Source organism: Streptomyces sp. NPDC102441, assembly GCF_044765585.1.
Classification (GTDB): domain Bacteria; phylum Actinomycetota; class Actinomycetes; order Streptomycetales; family Streptomycetaceae; genus Streptomyces.
This window is the reverse complement of record NZ_JBIWKH010000007.1, coordinates 223,578-241,268: the sequence shown is the minus strand read 5'-3', so window position 1 is coordinate 241,268 and position 17,691 is coordinate 223,578. Positions and strand designations below refer to the sequence as shown.

The following is a 17,691-nucleotide window of genomic DNA, read 5'->3' as shown; positions in this document are numbered from 1 at the left end:
GCCATGAGCAACGCGACACCGCCCGGCTGGTACCCGGACGTGAACGTGCCCGGAGCCGAGCGCTGGTGGGACGGCACGGCCTGGACCGGCTACACCCGTTCGACCGCTGGCACCCGGCCGATGGGGCTCCGGCCGCAGGCCGCGCCCCCGGGGGCCGGTACCACCACCCGGGCCGTCGCCATGACCGTGGCGGGCCTGGCTGTCGTGGCCGCCGTCGTCACCGGGTTCCTGGTGCTGGGCGATGACGGCGGCGGCACGCCGCCGGCGGCCGCGCCCAGCAGCGGCGCGCCGCCCACCGCGACGGACAGCGCGAGCGCGGCCGGCCCGACGCCCGCCGAAGGCCCGGAGGACGACCCCACGGTGCTGGTCGACCAGCTCAACGGGATCACCGTCCCGGTTCCCGCCGGCTGGGAGAAGCCGGAGAACACCCTCGACGACGCCTCCACGATGCGTACGGTCGGCTCCTACACCTGCCCCGGCGACTCGGGAAGCTTCTGCTACCACGGCACCGTCACGGTCCGAACGGCCGGCGGCACCGACCTCACGGACATGAAGGCGTCGGCCGAGGAGGACATCGGGACGGCGTCCGACCGCGCCTACGGCGAGGACACCGTCGGCGACCGCATCCACGGGGGCATCACGTCCCACAAGGATCTGGCGTCCAGGTCCGTGACCGTGGCAGGACGCACCGGGTACCTGGTGCGCCGTCAGGTCACCACGGGCAGGGGCCCCGGCGGATACGTGGAGTCGCTCGTCTTCCCCTCCGCGGTGGGCAGCGAGACGCCGGTGATCGTGCGCTTCGCGTTCGACGCGGGCCAGGACGCGCTGCCGCTCTCCCTCATGGACACCATCGCCGAGGGCATCCGCCCGATCGGCGACGCCACCGGCGGCGGCGTGGGAAGCACAGTGGCGCCCTGACCCGAGGGCCTAGAGGAACGTGCGGCCCTCGCCGCGGTACGTCGGCACGGTGGCCGTGACCCGTTCGCCCTCGATCAGCCGCAGTTCGTCGAAGCGCTCACACAGCTCACCCGCCTTGGCGTGCCGGAACCACACCTTGTCGCCGATCAGCAGATCGTCCGCGGGGGCGCCGAGCAGCGGGGTCTGGACCTCGCCCGGACCCTCCTGCGGGTCGTAGCGAAGACCTTCCGGCAGATACGGCACCGGCAGCCGGTCCGCGCCGGCCGCCCCCGACGCCGGGTAGCCGCCGCCGAGCACCGTCACCACGCCCACGCCAGGACGCCGCACCACCGGCTGCGCGAACAGTGCCGCAGGACGGCCCGTGAACGAGGTGTAGTTGTCGAACAGCCGCGGCACGTAGAGCCCGGACCCCGCCGCGATCTCCGTCACAGCGGACTCGGCGGCCGTGTGCTGCACGCTGCCGGTCCCGCCCCCGTTGACGAACTCCAGGCCGGGCGCCACCGCGCGGACCGCCCGCACGACCTCCGCGCGCCGCGCCGCCAGCTCCCTGCGGGCCGCCGCCTGCATCACCCGGACCGCGCGCGACCACAGCGGCCGGCCCGCCACCGAGTCGCCCACGCCGGCGACGTGCCCCTCGTACGCCATCAGCCCCACCAGCCGGAAGCCGGGCCTGCGCTCCACCGAGCGGGCCAGCTCGGCCAGTTGGGCGGGGGAGCGGAGGGGCGACCGCAGAGCGCCGATCCTGACCCGGCCGCCGAGCAGCCGCAGCGAGGTGTCCAGCTCCAGGCAGACCCGGATCTCCTCGGTGCCGCCCGCCCGCGCCGCGTCGATCAGCTCCAGCTGCGCGTGATCGTCCACCATCACCGTCACGGCCGCCGCCAGCTTGGGATCGGCCGCCAGCTCGGCGTAGGCGGACCGGTCGGCCGACGGATAGGCCAGGAGTATGTCGTCGAATCCGGCACGGGCCAGCCACAGCGACTCCGCGAGCGTGAACGACATGATCCCCGCGAAGCCCGGACGCGCGAGAACGCGCTCCAGGAGGGCACGGCAGCGTACGGACTTGCTCGCCACCCGGATGGGTTTCCCGCCCGCCCGGCGCACGAGGTCGTCGGCGTTGGCGTCGAAGGCCTCCAGGTCGACGACGGCCACCGGGGCGTCGAGATGCGCGGTGGCGCGGTTGTAACGGGTGCGGTCTGCGGTGCGGACAGTCATGGTCGGAGCCTGCCAGACGGCTGTACCACTGGGTAGGGGACGTTCGGTACAGATCGTCCCGCGCTCCCTGTCCCGTTCCCACGGGACGCCGTTCACACCGTAGAGTGACCGTCACACGATCGACCGACGGGCCCGTGCGCAACGGTGGTCCGTGGGCGGTGCGGGGACGTGGACCAGGGGGACGGATGAGTACCGAAGCGCAGCGCGCTCCAGTGCCGCCCCGGCCGACCTCCCCGCCGCCCGTGCCCGGCAGTACTTCCGCGCCGCCCGTGCCCGGCAGCGCCCCCGTGCCGCCGGTGGAGACGACGACCCGGCTCCGCCCCGTGCCGCCCGCCGGTCCCGTACCGCCACCGCCCGCCGGTGGTCCCGTACCGCCACCGCCCGCCTCCACCAGGCGTAGGCCCGTCGGCGCGGTGGACCTCACCCCGCGCCCCGGCGCCACCCCGGCCCCTCCGGGGGCCTACTACGCGTACGCCGAGACCCCCGCCGAGACCACCACCCGGCTCCGCCCCGTGAAGGCCCGCAACCCCGTCAGGACCGCCGCGGCCGCGGTGTGCGCCGTGCTCGGCCTCGGGCTCATCGGCGGCGCGGTCACCGGCAGCTGGCTCACCGGCGACTCCGCCGCCGAGCCCGGCGACGAGAGCGCGTACACCGTGAGCCGCTCCCTCTGGCACAGCGTGCCCGTCGACACCCTCTTCCCGGCCACGCTCAAGGGCGACGGCGCCGGACCCGGAGCCACCGACCGGGTCTGGACCAGGGTCGCCGTCGCGGGCGACAGCGGCTGCGCGGCCGGCCTGGACCCGCTGCTCCTCAAGACGCTCCGCCCGGTCGGCTGCGAACGCCTGGTACGCGCCACCTACACCGACGCCACCCGCAGCAGCGTCACCACCGTCGGCGTCGTCTTCACCGAGGGCGGCGCCGAGGCGATGAGCGCGCTCGACACCCGGTTCACCACCCAGCGCCTCGCCGACCGCTCCGATCTGATGCCCCGTACCTACCCGGCCAAGGACACCGTCGCCGCGGGCTTCGGCGACCGGCAGCGCGCCAGCTGGACGGTCCATGTCCTGACCGAGCTGCCCGTCGTCGTGTTCTCCGTCTCCGGCTTCGCCGACGGCCGCACCGTCACCGAGCCGCAGCCCGCCGCAGCGGCCATGGCCGCGGACGCCACCACGCCCCCCGCCCAGGCGGGTCTCGGCCACGAGGCGAAGGGGGTCGCCGACCGCGTGGAGCGCTCCCTGCGCAGGACCGTCACCGACCTCACGGAGAAGCCGGAATGACCCGTCCCCGCCGGCTTCGGGCGCTCGCCGCCCTGGCCACGGCCACCGCCTTCGCCCTGCTGCCCGCCGTCCCAGCCCAGGCGGACGCCATCCGTGACCAGCAGTGGGGCCTGGAGGCCCTCCACACCGACAAGGCCTGGCAGACCACGAAGGGCAAGGGCATCACGGTCGCGGTCCTGGACACCGGGGTCGACGACGACCACCCCGACCTCACCGGCCAGGTGCTCCCAGGCAAGGACCTCATCGGCTTCGGTGCCGAACCCGGCGACCGCTCCTGGGCCCTGCACGGCACCGCGATGGCCGGCATCATCGCGGGCCGCGGCAACGGCCCCGGGCAGGGCGACGGCATCCTCGGCGTCGCCCCGGAAGCGAAGATCCTGCCCGTGCGGGTGATCCTCGAGTCCGGCGACCCGTCGCGCACCAAGGCCCGTGAGTCACGCGGGACCGCGCTCGCCGACGGGATCCGCTGGGCGGCCGACCACGGCGCCGACGTCATCAATCTCTCCCTCGGGGACGACAGCGAGTCGGCCCACCCGGAGGCCGGCGAGGACGCCGCCGTGCAGTACGCCCTCGGCAGGGGCGTCGCCGTCGTCGCCTCCGCGGGCAACAGCGGGGAGAAGGGGGACCGGACCTCCTACCCCGCCGCCTACCCCGGTGTGATCGCCGCGGCGGCCGTCGACAAGTACGGCACACACGCCGCGTTCTCCACCCGGCGCTGGTACGCCACCGTCAGCGCGCCGGGCGTCGACATCGTCGTCGCCAACCCGGACCAGCACTACTACATCGAGTGGGGCACCTCCGCCGCCTCGGCCTTCGTCTCCGGAGCCGTGGCCCTCGTGCGCGCCGCACACCCGGGTCTCTCACCCGCGCAGATCAAGACCCTGCTCGCGGACACCGCCGGCAACGCCCCCTCGGGTGGCCGCGACGACGCCAGGGGCTACGGCCTGGTCGACCCCGCCGCCGCGATCGAGGCCGGGGCGAAGCTGCGCCCCGACGGTCTGAGCGCGCGGGCCGCCCGGGCCGGCTACCGCGAGAAGTACTTCGGCTCAGGCCCCGCTCCCCGCGGCGACGACGGAGACCCGGCCGGCTGGCTGGCCCCCTCCGCGGGCGGCCTCGGAGCGATGCTCCTCGCACTGGCCGTCGTGCTGTGGCGCGGCAGGCACTCGGGCGGCAGGCCCGGCGGCAGGAACTCCGCCACCCCCGGATACGCCCCGTTCCCCACCCGCCCCCTCCGCTGAGCGGACCGGCGTCACCCCGACGCGGCCGCCGCACCGGTCACGTCCACCGCCGCCTTCGCGACGGACTCCACGAGAGCGATGCCCGCCTCCTTCGTCGCGTGACCGCGCGACAGCACCGCCACCAGTACGGTGTGCCCGCCGCTCGCCACGCGTCCGATGCTGTTGACGTCCCACAGCCCGGTCGTCGTCCGGGGCATCCAGCCGTTCTTCAGCACGGCGTCGGTGCCCGCCGCCGACACTCCCCACCGCTGGTCCGCCTCGACCTGGCCCATCAGCCCCGTCAGGTAGGCACGCGAGGCCGCCGACAGCTCCGAATCGTCCCCGGACACCGCCTCCAGCAGCCGCACCTGGTCGGCGGCCGTGGTCTGGGTCAGCCCCCACGCGTGGGCGGCGTCCGTCCCGGTCAGCCCCAGCCGTACGTTGGCAGCGTCGAGGCCGTCCTCCCCGCCGATCACCTTGAGCAGCTCGGTGGCCGAGGTGTTGTCGCTTCGCTGGATCATGGCCTCCGCGTACGCCTGCTCGGCGCCGCTCAGCTCCCGGTCCTCGTCCTGCGCCCGGAGCAGCAGAGCCGCCAGGATGTCGACCTTGACGATGCTGGCCGCGTCGTACGTCCCGTCCCCGTAAGCGGCACCCGCGCCGCTGTCCGTGTCCAGCACGGCCACCGACACATCGGCGCCGTCCGCCAGTGGCGCCAGGGCGTCCGCCAGCTCAGCGTCGAGATGCACCTCGGGCTCCTCGCTCCGGCCCGCCGGGGCCGACGGGGTCGAGGCGGACGATACGGCGGCCACGGCCGCGGGCGCGTCATCCGGGGAGCGACCCACCAGATACGCACCTCCCGCGGCGGAACCGGCCAGCAGCACGACGGCAGCGGTCATGAGGCCGGACAGCGCGGCCTGAGTGTTCTGTGACGGGGCATGGCCCGGACGCTGGAAAGCCCAGCTGGCAGCAGCCTGTGCCCGACCTGTCGCCGGGGTGGGAGAACGGACCCACTACGCTCGTCGTGTGGCGCTCAAGAACATCCCGGACTCAGGCTTCTCCGACGACGACGGCACTGCCTCGCCCGAACTGACGGCGGCCCTCGCGGCGTGGGCCGATGACAGGACGGCGGTCGGTCCGGTCCTCGCGGCCCTCCGTGCGGCCCGGCTCCTCGTGCCGGTCGTCGCCGTACTCGGCGAGGCCGAGGAGGACAGCGGGGAGGGGCGCGAAGCTCCTGAGAAGGGTGGCGGCGGGCGACGGGGGGGCGGCCTGCGCCGCGAGAAGAGCAGCGACATGGCCGTGCCGACCCTCCAGGCCGGTGACCGGCGCGCCCTCCCTGCCTTCACCTCCACCGCCTCGCTGGCCCGCTGGGACGCTCAGGCGCGCCCCGTCGCCGTACCCCTGCACCAGGCGCTGCAGGCCGCCGCGCACGAGAAGGCGGACACGGTGGTGCTCGACCTGGCCGGGCCCGTCGCCTTCGAGCTGACAGGCCCCGCCCTGCTGGCGCTGGCCGAGAACCGTGCCAGCGCGGACCCGCTCGACGACCCCGCGGTCGTCGCCGCGGTGCGGGAGGCGGTCGCCGCCGAGCCCGCGGTCCTGCGCGCCCACCTCGGGCCGGGCCGGGCCGACGGCACTCTCGCCCTGGTCCTCGCCCCGGACGCCGTGGTCGGCGACGCCGCCCGACGGGTCGCCGACGCGCTGTCGGCCAGCGAGGTGCTGCGCGCCCGGCTGGTGCGCGGGATCGACCTGGCGGTTCTGCCGGCCGGTTCCGAGGCCCCCGGTGAGCCGCTCTTCACCCGCTGACACACGCGAGAGCCCGCCGCCTGTCGCAGGCAGCGGGCTCAGCGGTGTGAGGTGCGGAGGGCTCAGCCGTAGACGGGGCCCGTGTACTTCTCGCCCGGGCCCTGGCCGGGCTCGTCCGGCACGAGCGAGGCCTCACGGAAGGCCAGCTGGAGCGACTTCAGGCCGTCGCGCAGCGGCGAGGCGTGGAAGGTGCTGATCTCCGTGGCGCTCGCGTCGAGCAGCCCGGCCAGGGCCTGGACCAGCTTGCGGGCTTCGTCCAGGTCCTTGTGCTGCTCGCCCTCCTCGGTCAGGCCGAGCTTCACGGCTGCCGCGCTCATCAGATTGACGGCGACGGTCACGATCACCTCGACCGCGGGGACCTCCGCGATGTCGCGGGCCATGTCGTCGAAGCCGGGGTTCTCGGTGCTGGGAGTGGTCGCGTCGCTCATGCCCCACACGATAAGGCCACGTCGGCGCGGCTCCTCCTGCGGGAGCCTCCCGGCAGCGGGTTCGCCGTAGCCCCGGGGAGCTGCTAACCTTGTGTAACGACCGGCCGGACACCTATGTGCTCGGCCCACAAGTGGAGGCTCCGATCTCCCACCTGGCCGTCCTCGCGGATGGCAGGTCACCGGTCAGGTAGCGACCATCGTTCCGTACGGACGATGGAGCTGCTCGATGCGCCCCGCGGTTGACCGCGGCGGTGTTCCGGTATTTCCAGGAGCCCCGCCTGTGTCCCGTCCGGGGCATTTTTCCTTTCCCGGCTCGGTTGGTCTTACGAAACAGACGTTACGCGGCTGTCCGCCAGGCGGTCGCGTGGTGCTACCGAGGAGGATCCATCAGCGCCGAGCCCCGCATCAACGACCGGATTCGCGTTCCCGAGGTGCGACTTGTCGGTCCCAGCGGCGAGCAGGTCGGGATTGTTCCGCTTGCCAAGGCCCTGGAGCTCGCACAGGAGTACGACCTCGACCTGGTCGAGGTGGCGGCGACAGCCCGTCCCCCCGTGTGCAAGCTCATGGACTACGGGAAGTTCAAGTACGAGTCGGCCATGAAGGCCCGTGAGGCGCGCAAGAACCAGGCGCACACGGTCATCAAGGAAATGAAGCTCCGGCCGAAGATCGACCCGCACGACTACGACACCAAGAAGGGTCACGTCGTCCGGTTCCTCAAGCAGGGGGACAAGGTCAAGATCACGATCATGTTCCGTGGTCGTGAGCAGTCCCGCCCCGAGCTGGGTTTCCGACTGCTCCAGCGTCTCGCTTCGGATGTCGAGGACCTCGGCTTCATCGAGTCGAACCCGAAGCAGGACGGCCGGAACATGATCATGGTTCTGGGCCCGCACAAGAAGAAGACCGAAGCCATGGCCGAGGCCCGCGAGGCCCAGGCCGCCCGTAAGGCGGAGCGTCAGGGTTACGCCCACGACGCCGAGCCCGAGGACGAAGCCGCTGAGGCCCCGGCCGCAGCTGCCGAGGCTCCGGCCGAGACACCTTCCGAGGCGTGACCTCTGGGGGCTGCCATCCAGGCGCCCCCGGGTCCCTCGGGAACCACCCAAAGATCTGACGCCCCTGCAATCCGGTGCTCCGCACCGAGAGGGGCGCCACTGACGAGGAGAGAACGGCGCGATGCCGAAGAACAAGACGCACAGCGGTGCCAGCAAGCGCTTCAAGATCACCGGCTCCGGCAAGGTGCTCCGAGAGAGGGCCGGCAAGCGCCACCTGCTCGAGCACAAGTCGTCCAAGAAGACCCGCTCGCTGACCGGCACGGTCGTCGTGGCTCCGGCCGACGTCAAGAAGGTCAAGAAGCTTCTCGGCAAGTGAGGTGCCGCCTCCGGTGAACCCGGAGGCGCGACCTCGATCCGACCGGGACCAATTCGTTTCCGGGCCGTGTGAGTCCAACCACGGCCCCGCTGCAAGGAGTTAAAAGTGGCACGCGTCAAGCGGGCAGTAAACGCCCACAAGAAGCGCCGGGCGATCCTCGAGGCCGCCAAGGGCTACCGCGGTCAGCGTTCGCGCCTGTACCGCAAGGCCAAGGAGCAGGTCACCCACTCCCTGGTCTACAACTACAACGACCGCAAGAAGCGCAAGGGCGACTTCCGTCAGCTCTGGATCCAGCGCATCAACGCGGCTGCCCGCCAGAACGGCATGACGTACAACCGCCTCATCCAGGGTCTGAAGGCCGCCAACATCGAGGTGGACCGCAAGATCCTGGCCGAGCTCGCGGTCAACGACGCCAACGCGTTCGCCGCTCTCGTCGAGGTCGCCCAGAAGGCCCTTCCGAGCGACGTCAACGCCCCGAAGGCCGCCTGATCCAGGCAGCTCTTCCAGGTGTGTGACCGGACCCGCAGGCGCAAGTCGTCTGCGGGTCCGGTGCGTTGCAGCACGCTCCGTGTACGTGGTCATCCGTACGCGGAGAAACGTACGCAGAGAAGCAGAGTTACGCAGAGAGGCTCGCCGCCGACCATGGGCACCCCCGAACTGATCTCCGCGCGGTCGCCGCGAATCGCCGCCGCACGCCGGCTGGCCAGGCGGAACTTCCGCGGCAAGGAGCGCAGGTTCATCGCCGAGGGGCCGCAGGCCGTGCGGGAGGCCGCCACGCACCGGGGCGGTGACGGTGAGCCCACGCTGACCGAGCTCTTCGCCACCGTCGAAGCCGCCGACCGGTACGCCGACATCATCGATGCCGCCCACGCGGCGGGCGCCCGGGTGCATCTCGCGGACAGCGACGTGCTGGCCGACGTGTCGCAGACCGTCACCCCGCAGGGCCTGATCGGTGTCTGCCGCTTCCTGGACTCGCCCTTCGAGGAGATCCTCGCGGCGAAGCCCACGCTGGTCGCCGTACTCGCCCACGTACGGGACCCAGGGAACGCCGGGACGGTGCTGCGCTGCGCGGACGCCGCCGGTGCGGACGCGGTCGTGCTCACCGACGCCTCCGTCGACCTCTACAACCCCAAGTCGGTCCGTGCCTCCGTCGGCTCGCTCTTCCATCTGCCGGTCGCCGTCGGAGTGCCCGTGGAACAGGCGGTGCAGGGGCTCCGGGGCGCCGGTGTGCGCATCCTGGCGGCCGACGGTGCGGGGGACGACCTCGACGACGAGCTCGACGCGGGCACCATGGGCGGACCCACCGCCTGGGTGTTCGGCAACGAGGCGTGGGGCCTCCCCGAGGAGACACGCGCACTGGCCGACGCCGTGGTCCGGGTCCCGATCCACGGAAAGGCCGAGAGCCTCAACCTCGCCACCGCAGCCGCCGTCTGCCTCTACGCCTCCGCGCGGGCCCAGCGCCCGCGGCAGGCCGGCTGATCCCCGCGGGATCACCACCGATCGATTCGGGCCGGACCCCGCCGGCGCGGGACCGGAGGGTGTCGCCCGGCCGCCGACGCCTAGTAGGGTGACGAACTCGGGGGCCCACTGCACCGGTTCGAGAGGTGGGGTACGGGAAGATGGCTGTCGGCATGAGCAGGCCGCGAGCGACACACACGGCCGCCGTGCGCGCCCTCTCCGACGAGGCCGGCGAGAGCCGTGCCGCCGGGGACCCCATGACGGGCATCGACCCGGACGATCTTCCTGACGGTCTCGTCGTCGCCGACGAGAACGGCAAGGTCATCTGCTTCAACGCGGCCGCGGCCCGGATCACCGCCACACCCGCGACGGACGCGCTCGGCCGCTCCCTCGACCAGGCGCTGCCCCTCGAGGACCTCAAGGGACGCCGCTGGTGGGACCTGACCGATCCGTACGGCGGACTCGCCATCAGGGTCGGCCAGCCCGAGCAGAATCTGCTGCTCCCCGGCGGCCGTGAGGTCCTGGTCTCCGCGCGGTACGTACGCGAGACCCCGACCGGGCCCGTCCGCCGGTTCGTCGTGTCGCTGCGCGGCACCGAGGCGCGCCGCCGCACCGAGCTCAGTCACGCGGAGCTCATCGCCACCGTCGCCCATGAGCTGCGCTCCCCGCTGACCTCGGTCAAGGGCTTCACCGCCACGCTGCTGGCCAAGTGGGAGCGGTTCACCGACGACCAGAAGCGGCTGATGCTGGAGACCGTCGACGCCGACGCCAACCGGGTCACCCGGCTCATCGCCGAGCTGCTCGACATCTCCCGTATCGACTCCGGCCGGCTCGAGCTGCGCCGCCAGCCCGTCGACGTCGCCGCGGCCGTCGAACGCCACATCCAGGCGCACATCGCGAACGGCCAGGCGCCCGGCCGCTTCCTCGTGCACACCCGGCAGCCGCTGCCCGCGCTCTGGGCGGACCCGGACAAGGTCGACCAGGTCCTGGGGAACCTCCTGGAAAACGCGGTGCGGCACGGCGAGGGAACCGTCACCATTGACATCGCCCCTGCACCCGCACCGGGCAAGGACGACGAGAGCGGAACGGCAGTCACCGTGAGCGACGAAGGTCCCGGCATCCCCGAGGAGTCGATGGGCCGCGTCTTCACCCGCTTCTGGCGGGGGAGCAAGCGCGGCGGGACCGGCCTGGGGCTGTACATCGTCAAGGGCATCGTCGAGGCGCACGGCGGCACGATCACCGTCGCCAGGGCGCCCGGCGGTGGCGCCGAGTTCCGATTTATCCTGCCCGTGAGCATGCCGGCCTACCTGGCCTGAGCTGCCCACGGGCTTCTTCGCCTCCCGGCGGCCCGTAGACTCGACTTTTGGCACCTTTGCGTCCTCAGTCGTCGAGCCAGGTCGCCACCAGCCAATCGGAAGCACGGGAAGAGATGTCGGCACCGAACAAGTCGTACGACCCAGTCGAGGTCGAGGCACTGAAACCGGAAGAGATCGAGCGCATGCGGGACGAGGCGTTCGCCGCCTTCGCCGCCGCGGGCGACCTCGACGCGCTCGCCCAGGCGAAGACCGCGCACACCGGTGGTACCTCGCCCCTGTCGCTCGCCAACCGCGAGATCGGCGCCCTGCCGCCGCAGGCCAAGGCCGAGGCGGGCAAGCGCGTGGGCCAGGCCCGCGGCGCCGTCTCCAAGGCACTGGCCGCCCGCCAGGCCGAGCTGGAGGCCGAGCGTGACGCCCGGGTGCTGGTCGAGGAGGCGGTGGATGTCACGCTGCCCTACGACCGCACCCCCGCAGGCGCGCGCCACCCCCTGACGACCATCATGGAGCGCGTCGCCGACGTCTTCGTCGCGATGGGCTACGAGATCGCCGAGGGCCCCGAGGCCGAGGCGGAGTGGTTCAACTTCGACGCCCTGAACTTCGTGCCCGACCACCCGGCACGGCAGATGCAGGACACCTTCTTCGTGCAGGGCGCCGACGGTGCCAAGGGCGACGAGTCCGGTGTCGTGCTGCGTACGCACACCTCACCGGTCCAGGCGCGCTCGCTGCTCAGCCGTAAGCCCCCCGTCTACGTGGTCTGCCCCGGCCGGGTCTACCGCACCGACGAGCTCGACGCCACGCACACCCCGGTCTTCCACCAGATCGAGCTGCTCGCCGTCGACGAGGGCCTCACCATGGCCGACCTCAAGGGCACCCTCGACCACATGGTCCAGGCGCTCTTCGGCCCGGACATGAAGACCCGGCTGCGGCCGAACTTCTTCCCGTTCACCGAGCCGTCCGCCGAGATGGACATGGTCTGCTACGTCTGCCGCGGCGAGTCCGTCGGCAACCCGGACCGCCCCTGCCGCACCTGCGGCAGCGAGGGCTGGATCGAGCTCGGCGGCTGCGGCATGGTCAACCCCAAGGTGCTCGTCGCCTGCGGTGTGGACCCCGAGAAGTACAGCGGATTCGCCTTCGGGTTCGGTATCGAGCGGATGCTGATGTTCCGCCACAACGTCGAGGACATGCGAGACATGGTCGAGGGCGACGTCCGGTTCACCCGGCCGTTCGGGATGGAGATCTGATGCGCGTCCCGCTTTCCTGGCTGCGGGAATACGTCGACCTGCCGGCGACGGAGACCGGCCGTGACGTGCAGGCCAAGCTCGTCTCCGTCGGCCTGGAGGTCGAGACCGTCGAGCAGACCGGCGCCGGCCTCAAGGGCCCCCTGGTCGTCGGACAGGTCCTGACCATCGAGGAGCTGGAGGGCTTCAAGAAGCCCATCCGCTTCTGCACCGTCGACGTCGGCACGGCCAACGGCACCGGCGAGCCGCAGGAGATCGTCTGCGGCGCCCGTAACTTCTCCGTCGGCGACAAGGTCGTCGTCGTCCTCCCGGGCGCCGTGCTGCCCGGCGACTTCGCGATCGCCGCGCGCAAGACGTACGGCAAGACCTCGCACGGCATGATCTGCTCGACCGACGAGCTCGGCATGGGTGACGACGGGACGCACGGCATCATCGTGCTGCCGCCGGAGTACGAGCCCGGAACCGACGCGATCGAGCTCCTGGAGCTCGTCGACGAGGTCCTGGACATCGCCGTCACGCCGGACCGGGGCTACTGCCTCTCGATGCGCGGGGTCGCCCGCGAGACCGCCATCGCGTACGGGCTGACGCTGCGCGACCCGGCCCTCCTGGACGTGCCCCCGCCCAACGCGCACGGCTACCCGGTGAAGGTGTCCGACCCGTTCGGATGCAGCAACTTCACCGCGCGTACGGTCACCGGCCTGCGGCCCGAGGCGCGCTCCCCGATCTGGATGCAGCGCAGGCTGCAGAAGGCCGGGATGCGCACCGTCTCGCTGGCCGTCGACATCACCAACTACGTGATGCTGGAGCTCGGCCAGCCGCTGCACGCCTACGACCGCACCCGTGTCGCGGGCACCATCGGTGTGCGCCGCGCCCAGCAGGGCGAGAAGCTCACCACGCTGGACGGCGCCAAGCGTGTCCTGGACGCCCAGGACCTGGTCATCACCGACGACCGCGGACCGATCGGCCTCGCGGGCGTCATGGGCGGCGCCGACACCGAGATCGCCGACCACGCCGAGGACACCGGGACCACCGAGGTCGTCATCGAGGCCGCGCACTTCGACGCGATCGCCATCGCCCGGACCGCACGCCGCCACAAGCTGAGCTCGGAGGCGTCCAAGCGCTTCGAGCGCGGTGTCGACCCGATGGCCGCCGCCGCTGCCGCGCAGCGCACGGTCGACCTGCTGGTGCTCCTCGCGGGCGGCACGGCCGAGGCCGGCGTCACGGAGATCACCGCCCCGTCCGCACCCCGCACCATCGCGATGCCCGCGAACCACCCCGACCGGGTGGCCGGTGTCGCGTACGGCCGGGAGACCGTCGTACGCCGTCTCCAGCAGGTCGGCTGCGACGTCTACGGACAGGACGAGCTGATCGTCACGGTGCCGTCCTGGCGCCCCGACCTCGCCGAGCCGAACGACCTGGCCGAAGAGGTCATCCGGCTGGAGGGTTACGAGAACCTCCCGTCGACCCTGCCGACGCCGCCGTCCGGACGCGGGCTCACCGACCGCCAGCGGCTGCACCGGCGCATCGGCCGTGCCCTCGCCGGCGCCGGTTACGTCGAGGCGCTCAGCTACCCGTTCATCGGCGACGCCGTCCTCGACCAGCTCGGCCTGGAGAAGGACGACGCACGCCGCCGTACGGTCACGCTCGTCAACCCGCTCTCCGACGAGGAGCCCGCGCTGCGCACCACGCTGCTGCCCGGTCTGCTCGGCGCACTGCGGCGCAACGACGGCCGCGGCAGCCACGACCTGGCGCTCTTCGAGACGGGCCTGGTCTTCAGGCCCACCGGCGAGGAGACCAAGGCCGTACGGCTGCCCGTCGACCGCCGTCCCACCGACGAGGAGATCGCCGGACTGGACGCGGCACTGCCGCGTCAGCCGCGCCGCGCCGCCGTCGTACTCGCGGGCGCCCGCGAGCAGGCCGGCTGGTGGGGCAGGGGCCGCCCCGCCGACTGGGCGGACTCCGTCGAGGCGGCGCGCACCATCGCCGCTGAGGCGGGCGTCGAGGTGACGGTCCGCGCCGACCGGCACGCACCGTGGCACCCCGGCCGCTGCGCCGCGCTGTACGTCACGGTCGACGGCGAGGAGACCCTCTTCGGACACGCGGGCGAACTGCACCCGCGTGTCGTCAAGGAACTCCACCTGCCCGAGCGGACCTGTGCCATGGAGGTCGAGCTCGACGTCCTGGAGAAGGCCGTCGACGGCGCGCTCCAGGCGCCCCGAATCTCCACCTTCCCGGTGGCGACCCAGGACGTCGCGCTCGTCGTCGCCTCGGACGTGCCCGCCGACGCGGTGGAGAAGGCGCTGCGCGAAGGCGCGGGCGGCCTGCTCGAATCGCTGCGGCTGTTCGACGTCTTCACCGGCGAGCAGATCGGCGAGGGCAACAAGTCCCTGGCGTACGCGCTGCGGTTCCGTGCCCCGGACCGCACGCTGACCGTGGAGGAGGCCTCCGCCGCCCGCGACACCGCGGTCGCCCTGGCCACCGAGCGCACCGGTGCGGTGCTGCGCGGCGCCTAGGTGCACTGCCCTGTGAGAAGGGGCGTATCCGGTCACCGGATACGCCCCTTCTGTTCTCGCCGGACGGCCCGGGGACCGCACACGGGCCTCCTGTCATCGGGGCAGTGGGCTGTACGGTCCGGCGCCGTCCGTCCTGCCACGGAGTGTCGGGCAGGCCGGCAGAACGAACGGCGCGGGTGCGGGTCGTCGAACTGTTACGAGGGGGAGCCGACGACCCGGCCGCCTCTTGCGAGGAACTCATTCAACCGAGCGGTGCACCGGCGCGGCAGAGCGCACAGCAGGATGGTTCGGGCATTCCGTTCACACCCCGTGTGAATCGTGCTCCACTAGGCTCATTGCGACGCGCACATGGGGGGGCAATGGAGCCCAACGTCCTGCTCGAATCCCTGATCGACGAGGCGGGTGTGTCCCGTGCCGGGCTCGCCGGCCATGTCAACCAGGCCGGCCGTACCCGCGGGCTGTGCCTGCGCTACGAACACACGGCGGTCGCGCGCTGGCTCAAGGGCCAGCGCCCGCGCGGGCAGGTCCCGGACCTGATCTGCGAAGTCCTCGCAGCCCGGCTGGGCCGGCCCGTCACGCTCGACGACGCCGGCATGGGGATCCCCGGGATGCACACGGCCGCCCAGGGCGCCGGCCTCTCGGGGTTCGTCGAGCACGCGACGGCCCTGTGGCGCTCCGACGAACAGCAGCGTCCCCACCTCGCCACCGCACCCGCCGTCACGGGCACGACAGCGGTGATGCCCGTCTGGGAGTGGGAGAACCCGCCCGAGGACGCCGATGTCTCACGCCCCGGGCCGTTGCGCGTGAGCATGGCGGACATAGTGATGCTCCGCGCGGCCCGCGCACACTACGAACAGATGTACCGAAAGGCGGGCGGCATCGCGACCAGGTCCCGCATCGTCGGTTTCCTCAACGCCGAGACGGCGCCGCTGCTGCGCGGAGGCTACAGCGATGCGACGGGCCGCAGACTCCACCGTGCGACCGCCGGACTGGTGGCAGTCGCGGGCATCTGTGCCTATGACTCCGACGCCCATGGACTCGCCCAGCGCTACTTCCACCAGGCCCTGCGCCTGGCCAAGGCGAGCGGGGACCGGGGGCTCGGCGGCTATGTGATCGCCCTGCTCGTGAACCAGTCGCTGCACCTGGCCGAATACCGCCGGTCCGTCGCCTTCGCCGAGGCCGCGCTCCGAGCGGCCGGCCGTCACATCACCCCGGCGCTGGCCACGGATCTGCACGCGATGCAGGCCAAGGCCTACGCCCAGCTGGGCGACCACCGCGGCGCCCTGGAGTGCATCCGCCGCGCCGAGGCCGAGGCCGGCCGCATCCGGAGCGGGGGCGAACCGGACGAGACGGGGTATGTCCAGCCGGGTCTCGTCAACGTCCAGGTGGCGGAGGCGCTCCTCTGTCTCGGGGATCTCGCCGGTGCCCGGGAGCACGCGGCGGCAGCCGTGCGCTCCCCGGCGCACGACCGCGGGACCGTGCACCGGCTCGCCATGCTCACCCAGCTCGAACTGCTCCAGGGAGAGGCGGACAAGGCGGCCGGCACGGCCTCGGAAATGGCTGAACGCGCCCGGGGCATGGAGTCCCAGCGGCTCCGGGACCGGCTGCGCTCCGTACGGGGACAGCTGGCCGCGAGCGGCAGCGCCGACGCCGAAGCGGCGGCCGGCCTCATCGACGGGGCGCTGCGCGTGCCTCTGTGAGCCTCGTCCGGGGAGCCGCCACGCGTTCCCCTGCGGGACGGGCCCTGCTCCGATGTTGCCATCGACCAGTCGGAAGGTGGCAGAACTGTGCAGTGGGCGAACCTGAACGAACAGACCGTGTACGAGAATCGCTGGTTCCGGGTCAACCTGGCGGATGTCGTTCTCCCCGACGGCCGACATCTGGACCACTTCGTCATCCGGCTCCGGGCCGTCGCCGCGGCGACCGTCGTCAACGAGGCCAACGAGGTCCTGCTCCTTTGGCGGCACAGGTTCATCACCGACAGCTGGGGCTGGGAACTCGCCGCGGGAGTGGTCGAGGACGGCGAGGACATCGCCGCAGCCGCCGCACGGGAGATGGAGGAGGAGACAGGATGGCGGCCCGGCGAGCTGCATCCGCTGATGACCGTGGAACCGGCCAACGGCCTCGTCGACGCCCGGCACCATCTCTTCTGGTCCCGGGAGGCGACGTACACGGGCCATCCGGCGGACGACTTCGAGTCCTCGCGCCGCGAGTGGGTCCCGCTCAAACTCGTGCCCGACATGATCGCGCGTGGTGAGATACCGGCGGCCGGCATGGTGGCCGGTCTGCTGATGCTCCATCACATGCGTCTGGGCTGACCGCACATGCCGATGCGGCGGGCCGGCCAGGAGGCTCCGGCCGCCCGTGCGATCACCGCACCTCCGGGCCGGAGGGCGACGGTGAACCGGATCCAGAACGTGGGGGTGCCGGCGGGGTCGGCTGCGGGGGCCGGCCACGTGCTGACGTCGACGTCCCCCGGAGCGGCTGGTGACCGTGTCGGATTGCAGTCAGCCCCTCTGCGCGGTCTGTGACGGTCATTCGGGAGAATTGGCCGCTCCATGGACCGTGCTCGGGCCACCGGGCTACAGTGCGTGGCGGAACGCCGTACGGCCGTGATCTCGGGGGGTCGGATGGGGCAGCGCAATCACGACGAGGACGCCGACGGCTGGTTCGGCGGCGACGAGCCGCTGGACGTCGCGGCGGCGGACGGCCGGCTGGCCCTCGTGCCGCCGTCGCAGGCGGTGGGCGGCTCCCCCTTCAGCTGGCAGTGCTCCCGCGACCCAGGGGACGCCACGCCCTGCACCACCGACAAGCCGGGCAGCATGGACTTCCCCCAGGACGGCGAGCTCCTGTGCACGTGCGGGGCGGAACTGGTCTACCGGCGGCGGGACGCGCGGGGCTGAGCCGGCGCTGACGGGGCCGGGGCGGGGCAGACACCAGGAGGAAGGC

The 17,691-nt window shown here is 72.4% G+C and carries 17 protein-coding genes; 14 read left to right on the top strand and 3 right to left on the bottom strand.

The window, feature by feature from the left end:
- Positions 1 to 3: 3 nt before the first annotated feature.
- Positions 4 to 918, top strand: coding sequence for a DUF2510 domain-containing protein (locus tag ACIREO_RS17590; protein ID WP_404110521.1), 915 nt, complete (start codon positions 4 to 6; stop codon positions 916 to 918).
- 9 nt (positions 919 to 927) lie between these two features.
- Here the strand turns inward: ACIREO_RS17590 and ACIREO_RS17585 are convergent, their stop codons facing one another.
- The gene (locus ACIREO_RS17585; protein WP_404110518.1) at positions 928 to 2,130 is read right to left on the bottom strand and encodes an amino acid deaminase/aldolase; all 1,203 of its coding nucleotides are present in this window, start codon (positions 2,128 to 2,130) and stop codon (positions 928 to 930) included.
- 413 nt (positions 2,131 to 2,543) lie between these two features.
- On the opposite strand from ACIREO_RS17585, the gene ACIREO_RS17580 reads away from it, so the two are divergent.
- Positions 2,544 to 3,407, top strand: a complete 864-nt coding sequence (locus ACIREO_RS17580) for a hypothetical protein (RefSeq protein WP_404111067.1) — start codon at positions 2,544 to 2,546, stop codon at positions 3,405 to 3,407.
- Complete coding sequence (mycP, locus tag ACIREO_RS17575) at positions 3,404 to 4,645, top strand: type VII secretion-associated serine protease mycosin (protein WP_404110515.1); 1,242 nt, start codon at positions 3,404 to 3,406, stop codon at positions 4,643 to 4,645. The genes ACIREO_RS17580 and mycP overlap by 4 nt, the downstream gene beginning before the upstream one ends.
- Before the next feature lie 11 nt (positions 4,646 to 4,656).
- On the opposite strand, the gene ACIREO_RS17570 is transcribed toward mycP, so the two are convergent.
- Complete coding sequence (locus ACIREO_RS17570) at positions 4,657 to 5,520, bottom strand: serine hydrolase (RefSeq protein WP_404110512.1); 864 nt, start codon at positions 5,518 to 5,520, stop codon at positions 4,657 to 4,659.
- 127 nt (positions 5,521 to 5,647) lie between these two features.
- Here ACIREO_RS17570 and ACIREO_RS17565 point away from each other — a divergent pair, with 127 nt between their 5' ends.
- Positions 5,648 to 6,424: an SseB family protein gene (locus ACIREO_RS17565; RefSeq protein ID WP_404110510.1), complete on the top strand. Its 777-nt coding sequence runs from the start codon at positions 5,648 to 5,650 to the stop codon at positions 6,422 to 6,424.
- 62 nt (positions 6,425 to 6,486) lie between these two features.
- Here ACIREO_RS17565 and ACIREO_RS17560 read toward each other — a convergent pair whose 3' ends face one another.
- Entirely contained in the window at positions 6,487 to 6,852 is a 366-nt protein-coding gene (locus ACIREO_RS17560) for a DUF1844 domain-containing protein (protein ID WP_031097477.1), read from the bottom strand.
- Between the two features lie 317 nt (positions 6,853 to 7,169).
- On the opposite strand from ACIREO_RS17560, the gene infC reads away from it, so the two are divergent.
- The 10 genes from infC (at position 7,170) to ACIREO_RS17510 (ending at position 17,645) form a co-directional block, all read left to right on the top strand.
- On the top strand, positions 7,170 to 7,901 hold the full coding sequence (gene infC / locus ACIREO_RS17555; RefSeq protein ID WP_404110507.1) for a translation initiation factor IF-3: 732 nt from the start codon (positions 7,170 to 7,172) through the stop codon (positions 7,899 to 7,901).
- A gap of 121 nt (positions 7,902 to 8,022) precedes the next feature.
- Positions 8,023 to 8,217: a 50S ribosomal protein L35 gene (gene rpmI, locus ACIREO_RS17550; protein ID WP_404110505.1), complete on the top strand. Its 195-nt coding sequence runs from the start codon at positions 8,023 to 8,025 to the stop codon at positions 8,215 to 8,217.
- A 105-nt stretch (positions 8,218 to 8,322) separates the two neighbouring features.
- Positions 8,323 to 8,706 carry a 50S ribosomal protein L20 gene (rplT, locus tag ACIREO_RS17545; RefSeq protein WP_007457565.1) on the top strand — a complete coding sequence of 128 codons (384 nt, stop codon included), beginning with the start codon at positions 8,323 to 8,325 and terminating at the stop codon, positions 8,704 to 8,706.
- A 153-nt stretch (positions 8,707 to 8,859) separates the two neighbouring features.
- The gene (locus tag ACIREO_RS17540) at positions 8,860 to 9,696 is read left to right on the top strand and encodes a TrmH family RNA methyltransferase (RefSeq protein WP_404110502.1); all 837 of its coding nucleotides are present in this window, start codon (positions 8,860 to 8,862) and stop codon (positions 9,694 to 9,696) included.
- Between the two features lie 140 nt (positions 9,697 to 9,836).
- A complete protein-coding gene (locus tag ACIREO_RS17535) occupies positions 9,837 to 10,991 on the top strand; it encodes an ATP-binding protein (RefSeq protein ID WP_404110500.1) in 1,155 nt (384 codons plus the stop codon).
- 113 nt (positions 10,992 to 11,104) lie between these two features.
- Complete coding sequence (gene pheS, locus ACIREO_RS17530) at positions 11,105 to 12,232, top strand: phenylalanine--tRNA ligase subunit alpha (RefSeq protein WP_404110498.1); 1,128 nt, start codon at positions 11,105 to 11,107, stop codon at positions 12,230 to 12,232.
- A complete protein-coding gene (gene pheT / locus ACIREO_RS17525) occupies positions 12,232 to 14,742 on the top strand; it encodes a phenylalanine--tRNA ligase subunit beta (RefSeq protein WP_404110496.1) in 2,511 nt (836 codons plus the stop codon). Before pheS ends, pheT begins: the two co-directional genes overlap by 1 nt.
- Before the next feature lie 359 nt (positions 14,743 to 15,101).
- Positions 15,102 to 16,442 (top strand): transcriptional regulator, encoded by a 1,341-nt coding sequence (locus ACIREO_RS17520; RefSeq protein WP_404110494.1) that lies wholly within the window; start codon positions 15,102 to 15,104, stop codon positions 16,440 to 16,442.
- Between the two features lie 87 nt (positions 16,443 to 16,529).
- Entirely contained in the window at positions 16,530 to 17,060 is a 531-nt protein-coding gene (locus ACIREO_RS17515; RefSeq protein WP_404110491.1) for an NUDIX hydrolase, read from the top strand.
- 312 nt (positions 17,061 to 17,372) lie between these two features.
- The gene (locus ACIREO_RS17510; protein ID WP_404110489.1) at positions 17,373 to 17,645 is read left to right on the top strand and encodes a hypothetical protein; all 273 of its coding nucleotides are present in this window, start codon (positions 17,373 to 17,375) and stop codon (positions 17,643 to 17,645) included.
- Positions 17,646 to 17,691 lie beyond the last annotated feature (46 nt).